At 48.8% G+C, this 21,259-nt stretch carries 23 protein-coding genes and 2 pseudogenes; 21 read left to right on the top strand and 4 right to left on the bottom strand.

The genetic code is table 11. The annotated features are described in order from the left end of the window. The gene (locus NF543_RS05920) at positions 1-3,474 is read left to right on the top strand and encodes a DUF6443 domain-containing protein (RefSeq protein WP_257667188.1); all 3,474 of its coding nucleotides are present in this window, start codon (positions 1-3) and stop codon (positions 3,472-3,474) included. Between the two features lie 9 nt (positions 3,475-3,483). Next, the gene (locus NF543_RS05915) at positions 3,484-4,140 is read left to right on the top strand and encodes a hypothetical protein (protein ID WP_257667187.1); all 657 of its coding nucleotides are present in this window, start codon (positions 3,484-3,486) and stop codon (positions 4,138-4,140) included. A gap of 37 nt (positions 4,141-4,177) precedes the next feature. Here the strand turns inward: NF543_RS05915 and NF543_RS05910 are convergent, their stop codons facing one another. Beyond that, entirely contained in the window at positions 4,178-4,534 is a 357-nt protein-coding gene (locus NF543_RS05910) for a type II toxin-antitoxin system RelE/ParE family toxin (protein ID WP_257667186.1), read from the bottom strand. Between the two features lie 186 nt (positions 4,535-4,720). Between NF543_RS05910 and NF543_RS05905 the strand changes: the two genes are divergently transcribed. Both NF543_RS05905 and NF543_RS05900 read left to right on the top strand, forming a co-directional pair. Further along, the gene (locus NF543_RS05905; protein ID WP_257667185.1) at positions 4,721-6,280 is read left to right on the top strand and encodes an RHS repeat domain-containing protein; all 1,560 of its coding nucleotides are present in this window, start codon (positions 4,721-4,723) and stop codon (positions 6,278-6,280) included. 15 nt (positions 6,281-6,295) lie between these two features. Further along, on the top strand, positions 6,296-6,520 hold the full coding sequence (locus NF543_RS05900; protein WP_257667184.1) for a DUF7660 family protein: 225 nt from the start codon (positions 6,296-6,298) through the stop codon (positions 6,518-6,520). A 61-nt stretch (positions 6,521-6,581) separates the two neighbouring features. Here the strand turns inward: NF543_RS05900 and NF543_RS05895 are convergent, their stop codons facing one another. After that, on the bottom strand, positions 6,582-6,902 hold the full coding sequence (locus NF543_RS05895; RefSeq protein ID WP_257667183.1) for a helix-turn-helix domain-containing protein: 321 nt from the start codon (positions 6,900-6,902) through the stop codon (positions 6,582-6,584). 147 nt (positions 6,903-7,049) lie between these two features. On the opposite strand from NF543_RS05895, the gene NF543_RS05890 reads away from it, so the two are divergent. The 11 genes and pseudogenes from NF543_RS05890 (at position 7,050) to NF543_RS05840 (ending at position 12,347) form a co-directional block, all read left to right on the top strand. Continuing rightward, positions 7,050-7,247 (top strand): SymE family type I addiction module toxin, encoded by a 198-nt coding sequence (locus NF543_RS05890; RefSeq protein ID WP_257667182.1) that lies wholly within the window; start codon positions 7,050-7,052, stop codon positions 7,245-7,247. Next, positions 7,234-7,488, top strand: a complete 255-nt coding sequence (locus NF543_RS05885; protein ID WP_257667181.1) for a hypothetical protein — start codon at positions 7,234-7,236, stop codon at positions 7,486-7,488. The genes NF543_RS05890 and NF543_RS05885 overlap by 14 nt, the downstream gene beginning before the upstream one ends. Then, positions 7,489-8,073: an MTBMA_p00010-related P-loop-containing protein gene (locus NF543_RS05880; protein WP_257667180.1), complete on the top strand. Its 585-nt coding sequence runs from the start codon at positions 7,489-7,491 to the stop codon at positions 8,071-8,073. A 408-nt stretch (positions 8,074-8,481) separates the two neighbouring features. After that, a complete protein-coding gene (locus NF543_RS05875) occupies positions 8,482-9,252 on the top strand; it encodes a hypothetical protein (protein ID WP_373274993.1) in 771 nt (256 codons plus the stop codon). Between the two features lie 2 nt (positions 9,253-9,254). Continuing rightward, positions 9,255-9,746, top strand: a complete 492-nt coding sequence (locus NF543_RS05870) for a hypothetical protein (RefSeq protein WP_257667179.1) — start codon at positions 9,255-9,257, stop codon at positions 9,744-9,746. Positions 9,747-9,761: 15 nt separating this feature from the next. Continuing rightward, positions 9,762-10,277 (top strand): annotated as a pseudogene (locus tag NF543_RS05865) (RHS repeat domain-containing protein); the annotation flags it as partial. After that, entirely contained in the window at positions 10,277-10,528 is a 252-nt protein-coding gene (locus tag NF543_RS05860; RefSeq protein ID WP_257667178.1) for a hypothetical protein, read from the top strand. The pseudogene NF543_RS05865 and the gene NF543_RS05860, both read left to right, overlap by 1 nt. 87 nt (positions 10,529-10,615) lie before the next feature. After that, positions 10,616-11,038, top strand: coding sequence for a hypothetical protein (locus tag NF543_RS05855; RefSeq protein WP_257667177.1), 423 nt, complete (start codon positions 10,616-10,618; stop codon positions 11,036-11,038). A gap of 12 nt (positions 11,039-11,050) precedes the next feature. Further along, positions 11,051-11,593 (top strand): annotated as a pseudogene (locus tag NF543_RS05850) (RHS repeat-associated core domain-containing protein); the annotation flags it as partial. Further along, positions 11,521-11,874 (top strand): M91 family zinc metallopeptidase, encoded by a 354-nt coding sequence (locus NF543_RS05845; protein WP_257667459.1) that lies wholly within the window; start codon positions 11,521-11,523, stop codon positions 11,872-11,874. The pseudogene NF543_RS05850 and the gene NF543_RS05845, both read left to right, overlap by 73 nt. A gap of 2 nt (positions 11,875-11,876) precedes the next feature. Continuing rightward, a complete protein-coding gene (locus tag NF543_RS05840; protein WP_257667175.1) occupies positions 11,877-12,347 on the top strand; it encodes a hypothetical protein in 471 nt (156 codons plus the stop codon). 50 nt (positions 12,348-12,397) lie between these two features. Here the strand turns inward: NF543_RS05840 and NF543_RS05835 are convergent, their stop codons facing one another. Both NF543_RS05835 and NF543_RS05830 read right to left on the bottom strand, forming a co-directional pair. Further along, positions 12,398-12,724 (bottom strand): type II toxin-antitoxin system RelE/ParE family toxin, encoded by a 327-nt coding sequence (locus tag NF543_RS05835; RefSeq protein ID WP_257667174.1) that lies wholly within the window; start codon positions 12,722-12,724, stop codon positions 12,398-12,400. Beyond that, the gene (locus NF543_RS05830; RefSeq protein WP_257667173.1) at positions 12,714-12,947 is read right to left on the bottom strand and encodes a hypothetical protein; all 234 of its coding nucleotides are present in this window, start codon (positions 12,945-12,947) and stop codon (positions 12,714-12,716) included. The genes NF543_RS05835 and NF543_RS05830 overlap by 11 nt, the downstream gene beginning before the upstream one ends. Before the next feature lie 257 nt (positions 12,948-13,204). Here NF543_RS05830 and NF543_RS05825 point away from each other — a divergent pair, with 257 nt between their 5' ends. The 6 genes from NF543_RS05825 (at position 13,205) to NF543_RS05800 (ending at position 21,252) form a co-directional block, all read left to right on the top strand. Further along, positions 13,205-13,633: a hypothetical protein gene (locus tag NF543_RS05825; RefSeq protein ID WP_257667172.1), complete on the top strand. Its 429-nt coding sequence runs from the start codon at positions 13,205-13,207 to the stop codon at positions 13,631-13,633. 299 nt (positions 13,634-13,932) lie between these two features. Continuing rightward, on the top strand, positions 13,933-14,472 hold the full coding sequence (locus NF543_RS05820) for an STM3941 family protein (RefSeq protein ID WP_257667171.1): 540 nt from the start codon (positions 13,933-13,935) through the stop codon (positions 14,470-14,472). Between the two features lie 620 nt (positions 14,473-15,092). Next, positions 15,093-15,869: a hypothetical protein gene (locus tag NF543_RS05815; RefSeq protein ID WP_257957443.1), complete on the top strand. Its 777-nt coding sequence runs from the start codon at positions 15,093-15,095 to the stop codon at positions 15,867-15,869. Then, complete coding sequence (locus NF543_RS05810; protein WP_257667169.1) at positions 15,866-16,753, top strand: hypothetical protein; 888 nt, start codon at positions 15,866-15,868, stop codon at positions 16,751-16,753. Before NF543_RS05815 ends, NF543_RS05810 begins: the two co-directional genes overlap by 4 nt. Positions 16,754-16,762: 9 nt before the next feature. Beyond that, the gene (locus NF543_RS05805; protein WP_257957442.1) at positions 16,763-17,443 is read left to right on the top strand and encodes a hypothetical protein; all 681 of its coding nucleotides are present in this window, start codon (positions 16,763-16,765) and stop codon (positions 17,441-17,443) included. A gap of 5 nt (positions 17,444-17,448) precedes the next feature. After that, a complete protein-coding gene (locus NF543_RS05800) occupies positions 17,449-21,252 on the top strand; it encodes a hypothetical protein (RefSeq protein WP_257667167.1) in 3,804 nt (1,267 codons plus the stop codon). The last annotated feature ends 7 nt before the right edge of the window (positions 21,253-21,259 follow it).

The following is a 21,259-nucleotide window of genomic DNA, read 5'->3' as shown; positions in this document are numbered from 1 at the left end:
ATGAAACACATATTGGCCACCCTATGCTGGATATCGCTGATCCAGCCGCTCTTCGCCCAGCAGTCGGACCTTGTGCTGACAACCTACAGCGGCCAATCGAGCATCACGGCGCTGAACAGCATCACCCTGAAGCCGGGCTTCCATATCCCTTCGGGAAGTAACGTGGCACTCTCGATCCAGAGCCACCCGGATGTCGGGAGCGTGCCCACTACGGGCCAGAACCATATACTGACACGTACGTTCCGCACGCCGGTGAAGGAGAGCCAGCTCGGCCAGGTACGCAACATTTCCCAGGAGAACCAAATGATACAGTACTTTGATGGCCTGGGACGACCGGTACAGACCGTTGAACTGAAGGCCAGTCCCGGTTACAGGGACATTGTCCAGCACATCGAATACGACGGTTTTGGCCGTGAGACGCACCGGTACCTGCCGTACGCGGAGCAGACGGGCAACAACGGCAGCTTCAAGCCAGGGGCCAAGGCCAGCCAGGCGGCGTACTACGGCACATCGGGCAGCTGGGACAGCCATGTCAGGAAGACGGCACACCCCTATGCGGTAACGGTTTTCGAGCAGAGCCCGCTCAATCGGGTGCTGCAACAGGGAGCCCCCGGTACGGTTTGGCAGCCATCGACAGCCCGTACCGCAAACGCAGGCCGTACGGTGGTGGCGGACCATGGGACGAACGCGGCCTCCGGCGTGGATGCGGTGAAGCTGTGGAAAATCAACGCCAACGGCGTCGGGGCTGCAAGCACATCCAACTATGCGGCCGGGAGACTATACAGGACGGTGGCGAAGGATGAGAACTGGACAAGCGGCAAGACCGGCACGGTGGAGGAATTCACGGACTTTGAAGGGAGGGCGGTGCTGAGGCGCGTATGGGAGACGGAGAGCAAGAAGCTGGAGACGTATTACGTGTACGATGACTTCGGGAACCTCCGGTATGTGATACCGCCGGCGGTCACCGCCACCAGCTTTACCGAGACGGCCGCGGTCTTTACGAACTATATCTACGCCTATAAGTATGACGGCCTGCACCGGGTGGTGGAGAAAAAAGTCCCGGGCAAGGGCTGGGAGCATATCGTGTACAACAAGAACGACCGGGTGGTGCTCACGCAGGACGCCAACCAGCGGGCCATGGCCACCAAGCAATGGCTGTACACGAAACATGATGCGTTCGGCAGGGTTGCGGAGACCGGCGTTTTCACATCGAATGCCACGCGGGCGAGCCTGCAGACCACCTTGGACAACGAGGCGAACACGGCACTTTGGGAAACCCGTACGGGGGCGGACTATACCAACGCCAGTTACCCGCGCAGCTCAAAGAGTGCCCGGACGGTCAACTATTACGATGACTATACCTTCAACGGTGCCTCCACGGCGGCCCTGCAGCCTTCCGGCATCACGCGCAGCCAGAAGGTGAAATCGCTGCTGACGGGTACGCGCGTGTTCCGGACGGACGGCACCGCACCCTTGCTGGCGATCCATTACTACGACGACCGTGGCCGGCCGGTCCAGACCGCCTCGCAGAACCAGCTGGGTGGCACGGATTACGTGACCAGTACCTATAGCTTCGTGGGCGAGCTCCTGGCCAGCAAGCGGGAGCACAAAGCCTCGGCCAGCGGAACGGCGACGGCCGTCCTGACAACGAACAAGTACGACCACGTGGGCAGGCCGGTGGAAACACGGAAGAAGGTGAACAGCCAGCCGGAGATCGTGCAGGGCAAGCTATCCTACAACGAGATCGGGCAGCTCAAGCAGAAGGACCTGCACGTGGGCGGGGGCATTGCCGCACAGGAAGTCGTTTATGCCTACAACGAGCGGGGCTGGCTGACGGGGATCAACAACCCCGGCAGCGTGACGGACAAACGGCGGTTCGGGATGCAACTGAACTATGCCAACCGGACAGGCGCCTATAACGGCAATATCGGATCCGTGGTCTGGAACACCAAGGTGGCCGTCTCACAAACCCAGACCCCGGTGCAGGCCTATGCATACGATTACGATCCCCTAAGCCGCCTGAAAAAGGCCGCATACAGTGCCACGGGCAAGGTGAATTTCTTCAACGAGGAGCTGGCCTATGACAACATGGGCAATATCGACACGCTGCGGCGTACGAACGGTGGTACAGGTTGGTCCAACCATTTCAAATACCATTACACAGGCAACCGGCTGGACAACGTGGCAGATGCCGGGTCAGCAGGCATGGAAAACGGCTATACCCATGATGCCAACGGGAATGGCAAAAGCAATTTGCGGCTGGGCATTACCGATATCGAATACAATTACCTAAATTTACCCAGTAAGTATACCAAAGGTTCACAGAACCTGCTGTATACTTACGACGCGATGGGCAGGAAGCTGACCAAGCAATTGGGCACATCGGTTACGCAGTATGTGGAAGGTATCCAATACAAGGACGGTGCGATCGAGTTCATCCAGACCGAGGAGGGCAGGATAGTGCCCAACGGGAGTTCTTTCATTTACGAGTATTTCCTGAGGGACCACCTGGGCAACGTGCGTGCGGTGGTTGACCATACGGGGGCGGTGAAGCAGATCCAGGATTACTTCCCCTTCGGCATGGAGATGAACCCGGGCAATACATTTTCCAGCTCACCGGTCAACCAGTACAAATACAATGGCAAGGAAAAGCAGGTGGAGCTGGGGCTGGGCCAACTTGATTACGGGGCCCGGATGTACGACCCGGTCATCGGCAGGTGGGGGGTGATGGATCCGTTGGCGGAGATGTATTCATCCTCTTCTCCTTATGCCTATGTTGAAAACAACCCAATTGGTTTTACGGATCCGACAGGAATGTATAAGGTCGATGCTAATGGTAATATTAGTATCACAGAGGAAGATGAAATAGAGAAATTCTTGCGGTTCTTAAAATCTAATCCTAATGCTGGATTTAAGGGGGCTTCCGAACATATCGTCAATGCTGACAACGGATATTCGTACGAGTTGGATGAGGTGGTGGTTACCGGAAGGTCTGCATTTGGAAGTGGGGGGTGGATTAGTGATGTTCAGGGCCAAGTATCTACGGCGACTGATAGGATATCCGATGCAAGGAGCGTGTTTTGGAAAGATGGCAATCAAATGGCCATGATGTTGGATCCGAAACCAATGATGTTTGAGGTTTCACCACTTTTAGGTGGAAGAGCGGGGATAAATACTGTTTATAAGGGAATTGTAAAAGGATTGCCGTATATAGGTAAAAGTTTTAATGTCTTCAAAAGATACTCTGAAGCCGAGAGAGTAAGAAAAAAAATTACCCCAATGTTAAATGGGATTAATGATCCTAAATTGCTGAGGGCTGTAGAACAAAAAGTTCTTGAATACACTAAATCAAAGGGAGCTGTGGCAAATGTACGGAATGCTTTTAATCCAAAAAGAAAAGATTATGCAGAATACATGAAGAAGGCAGAGAATTGGTTATCTACGAATATGCCTAATTGGCGAGAGTTATTTTGATTTATAGAAATGAGATTAAAAAGAAATTTTGGATGTTTTTCGGTTAAAGATTTTCCTTTTTTAGATTTTGGATTTCTTAAGGTCTTTGAAACTGAATATGTTTATTGTTCTTATATTGAGTTAGACGCTATTTCAGGTGTTACAGGAACAATTCTATTGAGTATATATACATCGGAAAAGGCGAATGAGAAACTGGTGGGAGATATTATTTGTTATCCTCTCAGAAAGACCGGTAGTGATAAATTTATTCCTGACCGCGTTGAAGATGTTGTTGTTAAAATGGGGGACCTCCCATCTTTTAGATATGTATCCGATAGTGGTTCATTGTTTTATTTGCCTGAAGGGAAATACCTCCTAATGTCAGCAGTGAAGGCTAAAGATCGTGACTTAATCAACCATTTGAATTATTTTTTTATACATAGCGACATTCATGTTAGGTTTAAAATAGCTTTGGAATATTTCAAACTTCAAGTTAATTCGTTGTCATTAAATGAAGACGAATTATATACAGTGCTACTGACAATTACGAATAGAGATAAAATTACCAAAAGGTTTTCCGAGGAAGAGAAAAGGGAATTGATAGATAGTTATTTGAAATTAGAGAAAGGGGTTCCTTCGTATAAGGATATTCCGGATTGTATTAGAGAAAAAGTTGTTTTAAAGTAAAATGATTCTTTCAGCCTGGCCGTCGTGCCGGGCTTTTTTATGGAACCATTTTAAAAATCTGTTCGAGCTCCCTGTCAGTGACGGTGCTTCTTTCCGACTTGTCAAAGATGGAAGAGAGGTAAACCGTATTGCGGGCGACTTTCACGTAAGTAACCACCCTTGCCCCGCCGGATTTGCCTTTGGAAGCGATGGCAAGGCGTATTTTATAAAAGCTGTTGCCGAGGGCCATACCCTGTTCCGGCTCATCGGCGAGCTTTTTGATATGACCGGCCAGATCCATTTTGAGTGAAGGATACTTCTTGGCCAGCCGTTTGGCCTGCTTGTCTGTTTTTCCAGCTATGATCTCAGTATGTTCGCCTTTGGCATAATAGTAAGCCACGTTATCGAAGTTCAATTACAGAAGTTATTAGGTCTTCAAAAATTTGGTGGATGTTATATTCACTTCCTAAACGACTTTTATATACGTGAGTATCGTCTGACCCCGCTATACCGCTTTCCGAGGCCAGGTTCTTCTGCCTCCCAAATCTAAAGATTAAGACCATTAATCAAAATCCAACTTTCGGACTGACCAACTTCTCAATTGCCTAGGATCGACCGGGTTCATCATCCTCGCTTGTCGGCCAATCACCATTTTCAATGGCGCGCTTACAACGGCAACATCGGATCCGTGGTCTGGAACACCAAGGTAGCCGTCTCACAAACCCAGACGCCCGTGCAGACCTATATCTACAATTATGACCCGCTGAACCGCCTGAAGAAGGCGGCCTACAGTGCCACGGGCAAGGTGAATTTCCACAACGAGGAGCTGGCCTATGACAACATGGGCAATATCGACACGCTGAGGCGCACGAACGGTGGTACAGGTTGGTCCAACCATTTCAAATACCATTACACAGGCAACCGGCTGAAGAGCGTGGCCGACGCCGGGTCAGCAGGTATGGACAACGGCTATACCTACGATGAAAACGGTAATGGCAAAAGCAATTCGCGGCTGGGCATTACCGATATCGAATACAATTACTTAAATTTACCCAGTAAGTATACCAAAGGTTCACAGAACCTGCTGTATACCTATGACGCCACGGGCAGGAAGCTCACCAAGCAATTGGGCACATCGGTTACGCAGTACGTGGATGGTATCCAATACAAAGACGGTGCGATCGAGTTCATCCAGACCGAGGAGGGCAGGATGGTGCCCAACGGGAGTTCTTTCATTTACGAGTATTTCCTGAGGGACCACCTGGGCAACGTGCGTGCGGTGGTTGACCATACGGGGGTGGTGAAGCAGATCCAGGATTACTTCCCCTTCGGCATGGAGATGAACCCGGGCAATACATTTTCAAGCTCGCCTATCAACCAGTACAAGTACAACGGTAAGGAAAAGCAGGTGGAGCTGGGGCTGGACCAGTTGGACTACGGGGCACGGTTCTATGACCCGGTCATCGGGAGGTGGGGAAGCGTGGATCCGCTGGCGGAAGCATTTGATAATGTATCTCCGTACAACTACGGGATGAACAATCCCATGAGGTTTGTTGACCCAACGGGGATGGCAGCCATGGATACCACGATGCTTCAGGAAGTCGTTATCTGGGCAAAGAAGACATGGAACGAGACTGACTTTTCGAAGCTATTCGGGGACTTCATGTCCGGTAATCAGGTGTCGGATATGGAGCGTTCTTTGGACTTGTATGAAACCGAAGGTTTTAACTCGTATATTTACAGCCAGATAGGAAGTGCCCACAGGGACGCCATGTTTAGTATGATGGGGCAGTACCGAGGCGGGAAGGGGCCGCGTGTAAGTGCGAGTACGATTAAGTTCCGTAACCTGCCAATAAAGGGCAAAATCGACCCCAAAAAGATTCGTTTTAGTCAGAACAGTATAAGTCGTAATTTTAAAGATAAAACGAGTGTGACCGATTTGACCCAAAAGCTAAAAAGTGGGGCCGTTTCGCCTGATGCAGTGACACCAATACGGATAGTCGAAAAAGATGGTTTGATTTATACGTTGGATAATAGACGATTGAAAGCCTTTCAAGATGCAGGTGTCCCTGTTAACTATCAGAAATTAGATGCAATTCCTCCAAGTGAGCAATTTAAATTTACGACAACAAATCAAGGAGCGTCAATTGAAATACGCTAATAAATCGTTTTGAAAATGGATATATATGAGCAAGCCCAAAAAGTCAGTTCCAAACATGAGTTTGTTGAGTTTCTGAAATTATTTAAAAGAAATCTTGAGGAAACCCCAGAAGAATGGGAAAATGATGACTTGGCAAGTTTTATCGAAGGTCTGACAGGTTATACATTAGATAGTGTACAAGAGGAACCTTCATGGAGGATGTTGTCTGAAATTCTATTGGCGGCAAGGGTCTATGAATAGCTGGTTTAGCTTGTAATTACCACATATGTACTGAGCCCGGCCATTGAGCCGGGCTTTTTTGTTATTGTGCGTATGCTTTCCTTGCCTTGAAGTCGCGTATGAGCGCATCGATGACAAGGAAGACCTGCTTCCTGTCCTCCTCGGGCATGACGGTGATGCCCCTTATCCTGCCCAGGGCGGCGTTGTCCAGTTCTGTGTCGGTCTTGCCGGAGAGGTAGTCGAGCGACACGCCGAGCCTTGAAGCGACCTCGACGGATGGCGTCACCTCGTCGCGCTCGTAGCGTCCGATGATGTCGCCGGAGGTTCCCACTTCCTTGCCCAGATCGCCCTGCGACAGCTTCCTTGCCTTCCTCAATGTAATCAGCCTTTGTCCGAAAGTCATACCTATCAGTCTTTAAAATGCCATATCGTATGGCGTTAACACAAAAATAAACGACATAAATAACATATCAAAATCAGATATGTCTTGCATGTTTGTGATATATCTTTTGCTTTTGTGATAGATAGGTCTTAAAAACTTTTTTTCAACATGGCAGCAAAACACAGCAGAAGGATAAAGATACAGCCGAAATACCGCTACCTTTCATCGGGTACGCGGCGTGTCCCGGAACTCCGGATATCGGGGGTATGGCTGGCGGACCAGGGCTTCGACGAAGGTTCCTACGTGGACATCGAGGCGAGCATGGGCAGACTCATCATCACGCGCAGGTGGCATGGCAGGGGGTAGGCTGCACACGGACAACCCGGAGCTGCCCGTCTATACGGAGGGGCGGCTCCATGCCACCGTGCTTGGCGGGATCAAGCTCACGGGGCTTGACAGGCTCCGTGTTACGCTGAAACTCACCATACAGGGCAAACCGGGCAAAGCCTACCGGCACAACCTTGACCTGTACAACGGCATCCAGTGCGGGCAGCTGGCCGAGCGGGCCTCGGAGGCACTGGACATGACGGAAAGCGAACTGGCCTAGATGCTGAATAACCTCACAGCGGCGCTGGAGGATTACCGTGCGGAGCGGCTGGAGGCGATGAAGCCGAAGCAGGCGGAGAAAAAGCAGCTCACCGAATCCGAGCGCAGGGAAGCCCTGAAGTTCCTGAAATCAAATAACCTATTACAGCGCACGGCGGAAGCGATAGCGGCCAGCGGCATCGTCGGGGAGGAAACCAACGCGATGGTGGCCTACCTTGTCTACACATCGAGGAAACGGCAGGTACCCCTGCACCTGATGTGCCTGGGGGCGAGCGGCACGGACAAGACGTGGCTGCAGGAGAAGGTATCGGAGCTCATGCCGGAGGAGGACAAACTGGAAATCACCACTTTGAGCAGCAACGCGTTCTACTACTTCGGCCGTGAGGAACTGCGGCACAGGCTGCTGCTGATAGAAGACCTCGACGGGGCCGAATCGGTGCTGTACCCGCTGCGGGAGCTGCAGAGCAAGCGGCGGATCAGTAAGACGGTTACGCTGAAGGACGTGCCGCACATGGCCATCCCGCAGACCGAAGCCCATCCTTCCACAACGGGGGCTGCCTTTCCGGGTTCCGGTCACGCAGAATAGGCGTACACCTCCGGGGTCGCCTTCCGTTAAGCCACCGAGAGCGGGAGAAGGGCGGGCTGTCAAGGGACCGTGGAATAAAGCGGAGCGCAGCGAGCATTTATGCCGCGAAAGCCCTTTACTGCCTGTCCTTCGAGGGCTACCTTTGCTGCGACGGACGGCTAACCCTTACCAGCACAGGCCCAAAGGCAATAATAATGTGCCTCCGGCGGGCGCTCGCCACGCAGGCAGGTTAAGGTTGGTTCCCAAAAAACGACCGTAAAAAACAGTGGCCGGACAATCCGCAAAAAACTTATCTTTGGGGTGTAAGACGTTCTTTGAGCAAGCGGAAATCCGGCTGTAAGGAAAACGGCCGGAACGCGAAAAATCCGTGGAAGGTCATACGACTACGGCGCGAGGCTGTACGACCCGGTGATCGGAAGGTGGGGAACGGTGGATCCGTTGGCGGAAGTGTCGAGGCGATGGAGTCCTTACAGTTATGGGTTTAATAACCCTATTCGATTCATAGATGTTGACGGCATGTTTGTCGGTGACCTTTATGATATTAACGGGAAGAAGATAGGGACGGATGGTATAGATGACCAAAAGAAATATGTGGTAACCGATAGTAAGGAAGCAAAAGCAGTCTCAAAAACCGATAAGGGCGGAGGAAACACTGATGTCAGCGGTTTGAGTTCGGCGGTGGAGTTACCAAGTGATGCAGCGCTGTCCGAGAGTTTGAATGTTTTGAATAGAACAGTAGCAAATGGAGGTTTGCGAGAAGAGTCGTCTATTGTGTTAGGGAATGGTCAAGTAGTCAGGGGGCAAACAGGGCCAATGCCTGTTGTTTCTGCAAATGGGGTGCAGACGGCAAATGCTACTTTGCCAAGTTTGCCGGGAGGTTATGGACAGGCCGAGGCGTCTATCCATTCTCACCCAACCACTGTTCAGCAAGTTGGCTCAATGATATTTCCTCAATCGGCCAGTTTGCCATCAAATACAGACCAAAACACATTTAGTCAATTCGGCACCAATATTATTGTTGGGCCGTTAGGTACTATTCAGCCCGGAAGTGCTACTATTGGCACAAATGGGACGCTGAATATACCCAATCGACCCAATGGCATAGCCATTTATGACAGGAATACTAATCCGGTTATAGAACTAAGAAGCAGGACAGTGATACGTATATTAAGAAACTAACAATGGAAAGAAAGATAATATTGCTGGTGTTAACCGTGTTCAGCCATTTAGCGCTCTTGGCTCAAGATAAAGAGAGGGGCAAAGGTATCGACTTTATAATCAGTATAGACGGCAATATCGTTAAAACCATCTACCGGCCAAAAATTGTGATGCTTGACTCGGATACGGATATAAAATCAGTGCCTGTATCATACCATCCGGGCGATTTGTCGTTGGCTAAAAGTGACTTAGACTATCTGTTGTCGCAGGATGATAGCATCAAATTATTATTGGAGTTCGAGTATTACCAATATACAACCCAAGGAAATCAGAATGTCTTAAACTACGGAATCGAGATAGGTAGGAACTGGCTGGAACAAGCATACATGGTGCTATACATATATAATACTGACAAAAAGCCGTATAAAGGGAAAATGAAGCCTATTCCGGGACGGAATTATACCTTCGAGTTGGACTATCCTGGAGGACAAATGATTAGGTTGCAAGAAAAATAGCAGCAATATGATTACGGCGCGAGGCTGTATGACCCGGTGATAGGACGGTGGGGAAGCGTGGATCCGATGGCGGAGAAGATGCGCAGGCACTCTCCCTATAATTATGCGTTCAATAATCCTATCGTTTTTATTGACCCTGATGGAAGAGACCCTATTTATGGAAAGAATTTTTGGGGAACAGTCAAACTTATAGGAGATGATGGTAAGTCGGAGGATAAGTCATATTTGGTTAAAGGAGCTGTTAAAAGAGAAGTAAAACAAGCAACAAAAGCAGGGGAAAATTATTCAGGAGACCTGTCTGAAAGAGAAAACGTAATGAAAGTGCCAACCGGCGGTATTATGGATGACGTTATCAACTCTGTAGACGACACTAAGGTCTCTCAGAAGGAAAACGGCGGGCATTCCAATGCAGGCGATCAAACGCCACTAGATGGGACGAAGGGCCCGGCGCGGTTGCTTTTGTGGATAAGGATGGTAATCCTGGAGCAAGGGCTTCTATATCAATGTTCAAAGTCAATGGAAAAAATGTGATGCCAGTCGATGCTTCTAATGTGGATTTTTGGTGGCATACACATCCCAATACAACAATAAATGGGGTGACTTTAGGAGGTTCAGATCCTTCCAAAGCAGATTATACAGGGCAAGCCAATATGGTCAATAGAGGCTATAAGGGGAATACATTTGTTATTGGTGTACGAAATGGTACGGTGACTTTCTTTAATGCCAAAGGAACCTTGATTACCGTTAAATACTCTGATTTTAAAAGAATGGGAGGAAAATAATTACAGATGACAAAAATAACTAGACTCGGATGTTGCTTGTTTGCTACAATAGCTTTTCTTATATCGTGTAATTCAATGCAATATGCCGTGAATAAGAACAAAAAGTATACAGATAAGATTATGCTTTCGCTTTTTGAACGCAATGGAAATGCATTTTATCTTGCTTCTACATATGCAACATTCTCTACGGTCTGGACATACACGCAAGACAGTATAGAGATTTATAGACTGGCGAAAGGTAAAGTAGCTGAGCACTTGGTCTCCAAAGAAAATGGGGTGGGTGAGTATGACCTTCCCTCCATGGAAGAATTAGATAAGGACATTAAGGAGTGCGGTTATGAATTAGATGGAGATGTATTTGGCTTTATGATAAAGAAAAATCTTATAAAACGTCACGATTTTCCCGTTAGTATTGAATGTTTAACAAGCAAGAGCCACCAATCGCGTTTTCTGAATGAGATTGTCAAATCTATAAATAGATATAAACTTTGGGATATTCGATATTTGTAATGGTACGACTACGGCGCGAGGCTGTATGACCCGGTTATTGCTCGTTTCGGGACTATAGACAGGTTCGCAGAGAAATATTATGGTTTGACACCGTATCAATACGGAGGGCTTGATCCCATCAAACATATTGATATTAATGGCGACAGTCTTTGGGTTACGCACAGGACAGGATTTTTAGGTTTGGGTGGGAAGGAAACACTGCGGTACGAAGGAGGGAATCTTTATAACAAGGATGGTTCTGCATATACAGGAAAGGTCAAGAGCTTTTTGAAACAAACAACAGGTGCATTGGGTTCCATTAACGCAACGCAGGAAGGGGCTTCGATGTTAACGGAACTGCAGGGGTCTACGAATAACTTTACCATAGTGAAAAGTTCATCGAACTCCTTTGCTCCTGATAAATCAATAGCTTCGTTTGCGAATATACCCGAGATACAGGCGGTGTCGGGAATACTGCGGGGTCATCCGGGTCGGGGGGCACGATTAATTTCAACCCCAGTTCAAGGACCAGTGGGTTTAACACCGGGGGGACGATGGATAGACCTTCATATGTAGGGCTTGCACATGAAATGCTCCACGGCCGGGACGCAAACCAAGGTGTGTTGTATTATGGGCAGAACCATACAAATGCGGCAGGACTTACTTATCAGGCTACCCAACAGGGTTTGCCCAAATCAGAATGGCGATCAGTCTATTACGAAAATGTCTTGAGGGGGCAGGCTGGTTTACCTTTGAGGACACACTACGGTGTCCAGCAGACGTCCAGCGGATCCCAGCCGACAGGGCCAAGACTCCTCGATGTGAATGGCTTGCCGATAAACTATAGAGTTCGTTAGATATGAAAACATTGCTTAGTGTGCTGATAATGCTGTGGCTCAATCCCCAGCCTTTCTGTCTGGTAAAGGGCAAGGGGTTTAAGGGGTACATCTTTGATAAAGAGCACTTCGTTCTTATGTCGATAGAAAATCAGCAGGCGCGATACACTCCAAAAGAACAGGATATCCGTTTGGCCGAACGAGTTGTGAAAGATGGTTTGGCAGCAGTCAACAGCCCCATGAACAATCAGGGAGGGGGTTGTCCTGTCATCCATAAGAACCTTAAGAAGTATATTAGGCAGTATGTCGGCTTTGTGAATGAAGCAGGCGAAAAGGTGATTTGGATAAACTTTATCTGGAAATCCAATGCTGATGAGAAAAGGCTGGCTAACGAAGTAGAATCAGTCTTGGATGGATGCAGCCATTATTGGAATATAAAAGTCAATCTTGACAAAGGCACCCTGTACCAGCTAAATGTTAATGGATCAGCATAACAACGACTGAAAAAGTAAATCCTTCCAGCCCGGCCACGCGCCGGGCTTTTCTATGGAATCATCCTGAAAATCTGTTCAAGTTCCTTGTCCGTGATGGTGCTTCTTTCGGACTTGTCAAAGATGGAGGAGAGGTAAACCGTATTGCGGGCCACTTTCACGTAGGTAACCACCCGCGCCCCACCGGACTTCCCTTTGCCTTTGGAAGCGATGGCAAGGCGTATTTTATAAAAGCTGTTGCCGAGGGCCGTGCCTTGTTCCGGCTCATCGGCGAGCTTTTCTATCAGCACGGCCAAATCCTTTTTGAGCGAAGGGTACTTCTTGGCCAGCCGTTTGGCCTGCTTGTCAAAAAGCGGTATGGAAGCAATGTTATAGCTCATCCAGAAGCTCTTGTGCGGGCCGGGCTTTCAGTTTGCCCTGCTCCACCAGTTTAAGTTCGTTTACCGCTTCCCTAAGCTCCTGCAAAATCTGCTCTTTGGCGGGTTCCTCGTATTCCAAGGCCTCCAAATCCCGGTACTGTTTTTTGAGTTCCTTCCATTCCTTAATGGGGATATACACCCCGGTGGCTTTCCCCTTGCTGTCCTGTATTACCTGTAGTCTCATAACCGATGAAATTATTTCAATAGACCATTTTCGTATATGGTTCTAATTGCAGCGTACATATTCAAATGACTTCTTACAAAATTAGCACATATTTTTGACATTCCGTTCATTGTTACCAGCGTAGTCCAGACTACGCCTGGGGGTTCTTTAATGGTACGGATTGGCTAACCCATGAAAGCACGACCCCGGAAAACAACTATAGAAAACAGTAGCCGGACAATCTGTGAAAACCTTATCTTTGGAAGGCAAGACGTTCTTTGAGCAAACAAAAATCCAGCTGTAAGGAAAACGGCGGAAACGCGAAAAATCCGTGGAAAGCAGTACGATTATTCGCAATCGTGTCTGTTTTCAGCGGTGCTCATGAGCTCCCTTCGGTCGGTTACGTCGCGAGGTTGGGAGCCAGTCCCGAGCGTAGTCTCGGGAACCCGGTGATCGGCAGGTGGGGGGTGGCTGATCCGATGGCGGAGATGTATACTTCATTTTCACCGTACTCCTATGTCGGGAGCAACCCGATTGTTTTCCATGATCCGACCGGTATGTACTGGGTTGATTCAGGTGGGAATATCATCATAGATGACGCTAATGAGATTGCCAATTTTTTGGGCTACTTGAATAATAATAGCGGGGCCTCAATAAACAATACTTTGATGCCGAAAATGGGTTTAGTCGGATGCTGGATGAGGTGACAGTTACGTCCTGGGCTAACACATCTTGGATTAGAGCGTTTAAGGCTGCAAGCCGCTATAAACTGGCCGGTGGTGCCGCGATAGTAGCTACAGCCGTTATTGGTGGGATAGAAACTTATAATGGCTATCAGATGGACGGAGGTCAATTTGGATATAATACACAAAGTGCAGCAGTTGGAGTTATACCTGGGGCGATAATCGGTGGTTTTGTGGGAGGTTTTGCAGGAAGCAGTTTGGGGTCAAGCGCTGGTCAAGGTGCTATAAATTTATATCATGGAAGATAATTTAAACTACTGATTATGAGTGGGAAAATTGAAATTCCGTTGAGCAAAAGAAAGGTTATAATAGCTTTAACAGGGTCTTCCCTTTTTGTTATACTCGGGTGTTTGGCCACTATTAAACCGGAAGATTTTTTGTCGATCCTTTTTAGGAACCCTGAGGTTATTCGGATTGGTGGTATTGCGGGTGTTGTTTTCTTTGGACTTTGCATGGTTTTTATTACTCGAAAATTATTTGATAACGAACCTGGTTTGACTATCGATGAATATGGAATAACAAATAATACAAATGCTATTAGTATGGGTTTGATTGAGTGGAATGATATTACTTGGGTAGAGAAAAAACAAGTTATGTCAACCAAGCTTTTAATACTGCATACCAATAATCCCGAGAAGTATATGCAAAGAGTTAAAAATTTTATTTCAAAACGAGCTGCTGAAATGAATAGCAAAACTTATGGTTCTCCTATTTCAATAACATCAAACTCGTTAAATATAAACTTTGAAGATTTGGAAGCGCTGATAACCCGAGAATTTAAAAGAAACACGCGACGTGTTTAGTAATAAATGCTTGCAAAATGCGCAATTTTATCAGGGGATGTATCTACATTTTTGAAGATGATAAATATATAAGGTACTTTGATAGATACGAGAAATGGTCGAAAGCTGAAAAGCGGAAATACAGTTGGCTAACAATGGCTTCTGTTGTTGCTGTTTTTCTTCTGTTTTACTTGGGGCTTACCAACTGATTTGAATAAACAAAATCCGCCCAGTGCATATGCCAGCTTCTTAGCGGGCTCGATGGAAGGGAAGGCATGCCGCGTTCGTACTTGCCTATCATGGTTTCACGAATATGTTATGGAGCGTAAGCCATTACAATGACAGGGCCGTGTTATCCGGCAGTTCAACCAGCATTTCCAGCACGTAGCTAAACCATGAAAAAAGTTAAAACTTAATTTGGAATTGTGGAAATGTATCCCGATAATTACAGTGGATAAGACATCAGCCTAAACTTGTAAGATTCCGAAGATAACGTATTTCTAGGCCTGTCAGTTAAGAAGGGAGCGTGCAAACCACTTGTTGGCATTGGCTTGGCCTGTGCCTATAGGGGGGGTAGGTTGTACGATGACCGTTTGAACAACGAAACCTTGATAATTGATGTTAAACCAAAAAAAAACCATATGCAAGTAAAATCCATGTTATCGATGCTGCTTCCGCTGGCTTTCACCTCGGTATGCCTGGCACAGACCAATTTTTTTCCACCAGATGGGAATGTAGGGATAGGTGTTGCTGACCCACAGGAAAAATTAGAGGTCAACGGATCTATAAAACTCGGCGGTGCGGCCGAAGTCAAACTCACTCACAGCCTCAATGTCAGTTCGCTTAACCCGGGAGTCACCACACTGGCTGCATCCATCACCGGGAGAAAGTGGGGCCATTTCGTGATAGATATCTATGGTAATGACGCTAAAGATGCCTTTGCTGTACGGACCGACTCTGATAAGGATGGTGTCTTGGACAATATCCCTTTTTTGGTAAACAACTTAGGCAACGTGGGCATCGGCACCATCACGCCGGCAGACAAACTCTCGGTAAACGGCCGCATCCGGGCCAAGGAGGTGAAGGTTGAAACGGCCAATTGGCCGGATTACGTGTTCCACGAGGATTACGCATTGCAGTCTTTGCCCGAGCTGGAAGCCTACATCAAGCGACACGGCCGCCTGCCTGGAATTCCGAGCGCACAGGAAGCGGAAACCGAAGGCATCGATTTGGGCGAGATGAACCGGAAGCTGCTGGAGAAGGTGGAACAGTTGACACTGCATACAATCGCCCAAGACAAGCTTATCAAACAGCAATCCAAACTTATAGCAGCACAACAACAGGAATACGAAACATTAAAACTATGGTTGAGGGACGAATTAGCCTCCATATTCACTTTACAAATCCAAAGCAAATGAAAAACACATTGTTGATTATTATGGCCCTCGGTATGTTATCCATCCATACCCTATCTGCCCAAACCACTGTCAATGTCGCCACGGGAGGAACGGGCTGGAAGCGGATAGCCACTGTACAGGGGCAGAATGGACGGGGATTCGGCCGTGTGAGCGTTTATACAAGGGGTGGCGGGAATTTTACCCCATGTTTTTTGCATATTGATTGGTTTAAAGACTGGAGCAACATAGGAGGGATTTCGGTGCATTCCGACAGCAAGTCGTCCCCACATTGGTCGGCCGCTAGGCTTACCGGCGATGGGACAAATACTTTCATTGAAGTTAATTTCACCAAAGACATCCCTAGCTCATCGCTGAGCGTGAAGACAGACGATGGTTATGGATGGCGACCTGCAACATTGTACACAGGCACACTACTCGATGGTGACGGCACTGTCAGGGCCAGTGCAACCGTTGCGCGGATGAACATCGAAAACCAGTTTATGGTAAACTACAATGGCAACGTGGGCATCGGCACCACCACGCCGGCCGACAAACTCTCGGTAAACGGCCGCATCCGCGCCAGAGAGGTGAAGGTAGAGACGGCCAACTGGCCTGATTATGTGTTCCGTGGGGATTATGAACTACAGCCGTTGCCTGAACTGGAAGCCTATATTAAATCGAACGGCCATCTGCCCGGCATGCCCACGGCAAAGGAAGCGGAAGCCGACGGCATCGATCTGGGTGAAATGAACCGCAAGCTACTAGAGAAGGTGGAACAGTTAACGTTGCATTTGATTGAGAAGGATCGGGAAATGGAAGCAATCCGTAAAGAAGTGGACCGGATGAAAGCGATGGAGTCCCGATTGCAGCATTTGGAGGCGAATATTTTACAAGACGGAAACTAATAAAATGCCATGAATTACCTAAACAAAGCAATGTTGATCGTCATAGCAGCTTTTCCAGTTTGCGGGGCGGCTCAAACCACAGCGGGTGCATTGAAACCGCATGATACAAGGGATATAATCGATTCCCCTGTGAACTTTGATAGGACGGTTCGGATTGATTTTAAACGAAGGACTACGGTTGGTGTGCCGGGTGCAGGCAATTATTCCGGACAGTTAACGATCGCGCCGTGGGCAGACAATAGTGGAGGTAAACACTACCAGCTGAATTTCAATGAGGGGGGCGTATTTTATCGAAATGGCAATCCGGATGATGTGTCATGGGGAACATGGCAAAAATTGCTGATAGAAAACGAGAATGGCAACGTGGGCATCGGCACCACCACACCGGCGGACAAACTCTCGGTAAACGGCCGCATCCGCGCCAAGGAGGTTAAGGTAGAGACAGCTAATTGGCCGGATTATGTATTCCATGGGGATTATGCATTGCAGCCTTTGCCCGAGCTGGAAGCCTACATCAAGCGACACGGCCGCCTGCCTGGAATTCCGAGTGCGCAGGAAGCGGAAGCTGAGGGCGTCGATCTGGGCGAGATGAACCGCAAGCTCCTAGAGAAAATTGAGGAATTGACACTTCATTTGATTGAGCTGAGAAAGGAAAACGAACGAATTAAAAACCACATAAACCTGAAATAGCCACCATGAAAAAGATCCATCATATATTATTTATGGTATACATACTGGGGGGCCTGCCCGCGCTTACCCACGGACAGGCCGACAATATTATTCCCGTTTCACCAGAGGCGGCGGCGTTGGCCAAAATGGTGAACTATCCGGTTAACCTCAACACCGGTGTTCCAGATATTAATATCCCCCTGCATGAAATCAATGTCGGCGGGATGAAGCTTCCAGTCACGTTGAACTACCATGCCGGGGGATTCAAGATCAATGAACAGGCCACCCGCACCGGGCTTGGCTGGTCGCTGAGTACCGATCTGCAAATTACCCGGGCCGTCAACGGAAAGGACGACTTCACTCCGCAGGGCTATATCAACAACAATTTGATGAAGGCCTATTACAATGCCGGAGACACTTATTCGTATCCATTGGGGGGTGGGGAATTCACTAATGCCAACGCTTACTACATGGCATTTGGGGAGCGCGATGGAAAGCCTGATAAGTTCAACTACAACCTCTTGGGCAAGTCGGGCTCGTTTTACTTTCAGAAGGACGCCTTGGGGACAAGCTACACAATCGTTCCGGTGCCATATGATAATGTCAAGATCCACTATGAAGATGGGCGGTTCATCATCACCGACACGGATGGTACCGTCTATTATTTCGGCGATCCCGGTGGGGGCGGCGACGTCAACCAGCTACTGGCACGGGGAAGGGAATTAACAAACATGACCGTAACTTCCTGGCGTTGTAAACGCATCCAAAGCGCATCAGGTATAGATGACATATTGTTTACTTATACGCCCAAAACAATGGTTGAATACGTTACACATACCGATTATGTGGAATATTACCAGAACGATAATCCCTGCGGGTTGGACAATTACCGCCGATCAGACCTATACCCGATGAATCTCTATAACCTCAACTATGAAAGCCTCGTTGCGATAGTCCCCTTCCACGAGATATCCACGCCGAAGTACCTGGCGGTGACGGCCGGGGCCAACCAGCCGGCGAAATTCCATGTCCCCTATCTGGACGCCCAGCACAATATAGTGGACAAGGTCTATCCAAGTGGGCAGATTGGCGGAAATACCTTGTCGCAGATTCGGGGGCTGTCAGTTTCCGAAATATCATTCAGGGGAGGAAAACTGGTATTTGACGGGGCAGACGGACTTAACAGTATTCGTTTGTTAAATGGTAACGGCGCGGAGGTGAAATCCTGGCATTTTTTCCATTCATATGAAAACGCCCAATATTACCCACAATCCACACCCAATTACAACGGCTCCAGTTTCCAGGGCACCAGGTACCTGGATTCTCTGCATGTCCGGAATGGGCTGGATACGTATGAACGTTATAGGCTGGTCTACAAGAACAAGTTTTGCTTTGGCAACCACCTGAAGGGCCATGATGCTTGGGGGTACAGTAATGGTAACACGAAGGAAAGGGATTTCGGAAGCGCGGTATCGCTTCCGCTGACCACGGTCACGGCCCCGCGTTACTACTTCAGCATTGACTATGGTTGCCAGGATTTCGCAAGCAATATAGCTGTCAGTTTTGGCGAATACGATCCCTGGGCCGAAAAACCCGACGAAGAGGCGATGCAACGCGGCATACTGGCACGCATCGTGTATCCAACAGGTGGGTCCGTCTGTTTCGATTTCGAGGCAAACAAGTATCGTGAACGGTTTGTCGGCACGTCCCACGAACAACAGCTTCCCCAACTTAGCGGCGGGTTGCGTATACGCAGCATCAGCCACTACGATGCGGGGGCTACCCTGCCGTCGACCATGGAATATTACCGGTACGGAGATTTGGAAGAGGGTACGGGGGTGCTGCACACCCGGCCTAGGCTTTCGCCCGAGCCGCTAAGGCACCATTTTGACGCGGTCACCTTTGCGCAGAACGTCGTGTACCTGGCCACGACGACCATGCCACCAAACACATGCGCTAACCGTAGCTGTCTGGTTATCAAGGCTGTTGAGACGAAGACGACCTACAGGCCGGCATCGGTGCTCGATTACACCTATGCGAATGGGTCCCCGATATACTATACGAAGGTAACGGCCTACAAACAGGACTTTGGGGAACAGACAGGCAAGACGGTGACCGAGTTCTACCCACCGGAGACGTACCTTGATGGGTGGTCGCAGCACCTGTTGGGCGAACGGATGGTTGAGAATACGAACATCCCCTGGTTGAAGACCAGCGGGCTGATGGGCGCCCGTAAGTCGGTGGCCCATTATCGGTACGACAAGGAAACACGGCGCTTTGAACCTGTCAACCGCAAGCATTTCGACTACACGGTCCATTGGAGACCCCAACAACTACGCGTGGTATTCGCATTCCCCCATACAATATACCATGTTGTCTCCGGGATTTACGGGGGGAATACGTATGATAGTAGTGTGCCTTTTGCGCCTTCCAACATATATTATGGGCAGCCGGATTTTATAATGGGGCAGTATGGTATTCCAGTTGGAAGCCTGTTGCTGAACAGCGAAACGGAGGAATGGTTTGACGGAGACGGGGTGCATACGTCCACAATGACGTACCATTACAATGGCCTCCCTTACTACTTGAGCCCTTCCGGGGTCACCCGGATAGACAGCAAAGGGCATAGCATACGCCGGGATTTCCGGTACGCCTATGATTTTGTCGGGGGTGTGCATGCGCAAATGATCAATAAGAACATGGTCGGTTTACTGGTCGAAACCGTGGAAACCAACGTATCAATGGGAATCGAAGTATCCCGGGAACGGACTAATTACGCTGTGTTTCCAGTAGGCTGGAACCTGATAGCCCCTTCTTCTATCCAACGCTCGGCAAAAGGGGGAGGTTTGGTAACCGATATCAGCTTCGATGCCTACGATCAATATGGTAACATCCTGCAAACCACCGGACGCGACGGGATCGCCACTTCCTACCTTTGGGGATACAACGCGTCGTATCCGGTGGCCAAACTGAGGGGCGTTACTCATTCATCCATCCCTTCAACGTATATCTCAAATGCACAGATTGCAAACCCCACCAGCGATGCATCGCTCAGGACGCTTCTTGGCGGTTTACGTAGCCATTTTTCCGGCGACCGTGAAGTAAGCACATATACCTACAAACCATCTATTGGCCTCAGTAGTGAAACGCAACCCAATGGGTTGAACACATACTATGAATACGACGGGGTTGGCAGGTTAATCATGGAAAAAGACCATAACCAGCACCCGACGGGAAAGTACACTTACCATGTAGTGGGGCCGAAAGCCATAAACCCACAGGCTAGTTTCACCAATATACCCATGATGCGTTCGTTCAATTTCTCCTGCGGAACCGAAGAGCTCACCATGCATAACTATATCGTACCCGGTGGCACCTACTCCGGATATAACCAGGCATTCGCTAACAATACGGCCGAGTCCGCGCTTGACCAGGTTTTCCCCCATCCTTCGGTAATGCCCTGCAACCAGATGGCCAATGCGGTGCATGTCGATTTTTTTGCGATGTACCATACGGCGTTCACCCATCCGGGGAAAATGGAAATCGATTTTCTCCAGGACGGGCACATCGTGGCTACGCATACGTTCCGGTACAATCATATCTATAGCCATCCCATAGCCATCACATCGCTGTATCTCCCTGCTGGCGAATACCAGGTCAGCCCGAGGCCCAGTGCCGATGTGAACTATGAGGAGAATTTCTTTATGGATTACAGTATCATCCCCCAGGATACGGGGCAGGCGACCAGGCTGGTTTCAGGAGATACGATCACGCTGCAGTACGGGCGAACGTATGAGGTGAGGGCGAGCAATTATGGAGCGGTCTTATAAAAATGGA

The organism is Parapedobacter tibetensis, assembly GCF_024704835.1.
GTDB classification, from domain to species: Bacteria; Bacteroidota; Bacteroidia; order Sphingobacteriales; family Sphingobacteriaceae; genus Parapedobacter; species Parapedobacter tibetensis.
This window is presented reverse-complemented; position numbering and strand designations above follow the sequence as displayed.

What these genes read in the sequence shown, in the direction of transcription:
- NF543_RS05830 (WP_257667173.1), bottom strand. Translation starts at nt 12,947, where the DNA reads ATGAGACTACAGGTAATACAGGACAGCAAGGGGAAAGCCACCGGGGTG.
- NF543_RS05890 (WP_257667182.1), top strand. Translation starts at nt 7,050, where the DNA reads ATGGCAGCAAAACACAGCAGAAGGATAAAGATACAGCCGAAATACCGC.
- NF543_RS05885 (WP_257667181.1), top strand. Translation starts at nt 7,234, where the DNA reads ATGGCAGGGGGTAGGCTGCACACGGACAACCCGGAGCTGCCCGTCTAT.
- NF543_RS05920 (WP_257667188.1), top strand. Translation starts at nt 1, where the DNA reads ATGAAACACATATTGGCCACCCTATGCTGGATATCGCTGATCCAGCCG.
- NF543_RS05835 (WP_257667174.1), bottom strand. Translation starts at nt 12,724, where the DNA reads ATGAGCTATAACATTGCTTCCATACCGCTTTTTGACAAGCAGGCCAAA.
- NF543_RS05870 (WP_257667179.1), top strand. Translation starts at nt 9,255, where the DNA reads ATGGAAAGAAAGATAATATTGCTGGTGTTAACCGTGTTCAGCCATTTA.
- NF543_RS05810 (WP_257667169.1), top strand. Translation starts at nt 15,866, where the DNA reads ATGAAAAACACATTGTTGATTATTATGGCCCTCGGTATGTTATCCATC.
- NF543_RS05860 (WP_257667178.1), top strand. Translation starts at nt 10,277, where the DNA reads ATGCCAGTCGATGCTTCTAATGTGGATTTTTGGTGGCATACACATCCC.
- NF543_RS05840 (WP_257667175.1), top strand. Translation starts at nt 11,877, where the DNA reads ATGAAAACATTGCTTAGTGTGCTGATAATGCTGTGGCTCAATCCCCAG.
- NF543_RS05895 (WP_257667183.1), bottom strand. Translation starts at nt 6,902, where the DNA reads ATGACTTTCGGACAAAGGCTGATTACATTGAGGAAGGCAAGGAAGCTG.
- NF543_RS05805 (WP_257957442.1), top strand. Translation starts at nt 16,763, where the DNA reads ATGAATTACCTAAACAAAGCAATGTTGATCGTCATAGCAGCTTTTCCA.
- NF543_RS05815 (WP_257957443.1), top strand. Translation starts at nt 15,093, where the DNA reads ATGCAAGTAAAATCCATGTTATCGATGCTGCTTCCGCTGGCTTTCACC.
- NF543_RS05820 (WP_257667171.1), top strand. Translation starts at nt 13,933, where the DNA reads ATGAGTGGGAAAATTGAAATTCCGTTGAGCAAAAGAAAGGTTATAATA.
- NF543_RS05800 (WP_257667167.1), top strand. Translation starts at nt 17,449, where the DNA reads ATGAAAAAGATCCATCATATATTATTTATGGTATACATACTGGGGGGC.
- NF543_RS05880 (WP_257667180.1), top strand. Translation starts at nt 7,489, where the DNA reads ATGCTGAATAACCTCACAGCGGCGCTGGAGGATTACCGTGCGGAGCGG.
- NF543_RS05900 (WP_257667184.1), top strand. Translation starts at nt 6,296, where the DNA reads ATGGATATATATGAGCAAGCCCAAAAAGTCAGTTCCAAACATGAGTTT.
- NF543_RS05915 (WP_257667187.1), top strand. Translation starts at nt 3,484, where the DNA reads ATGAGATTAAAAAGAAATTTTGGATGTTTTTCGGTTAAAGATTTTCCT.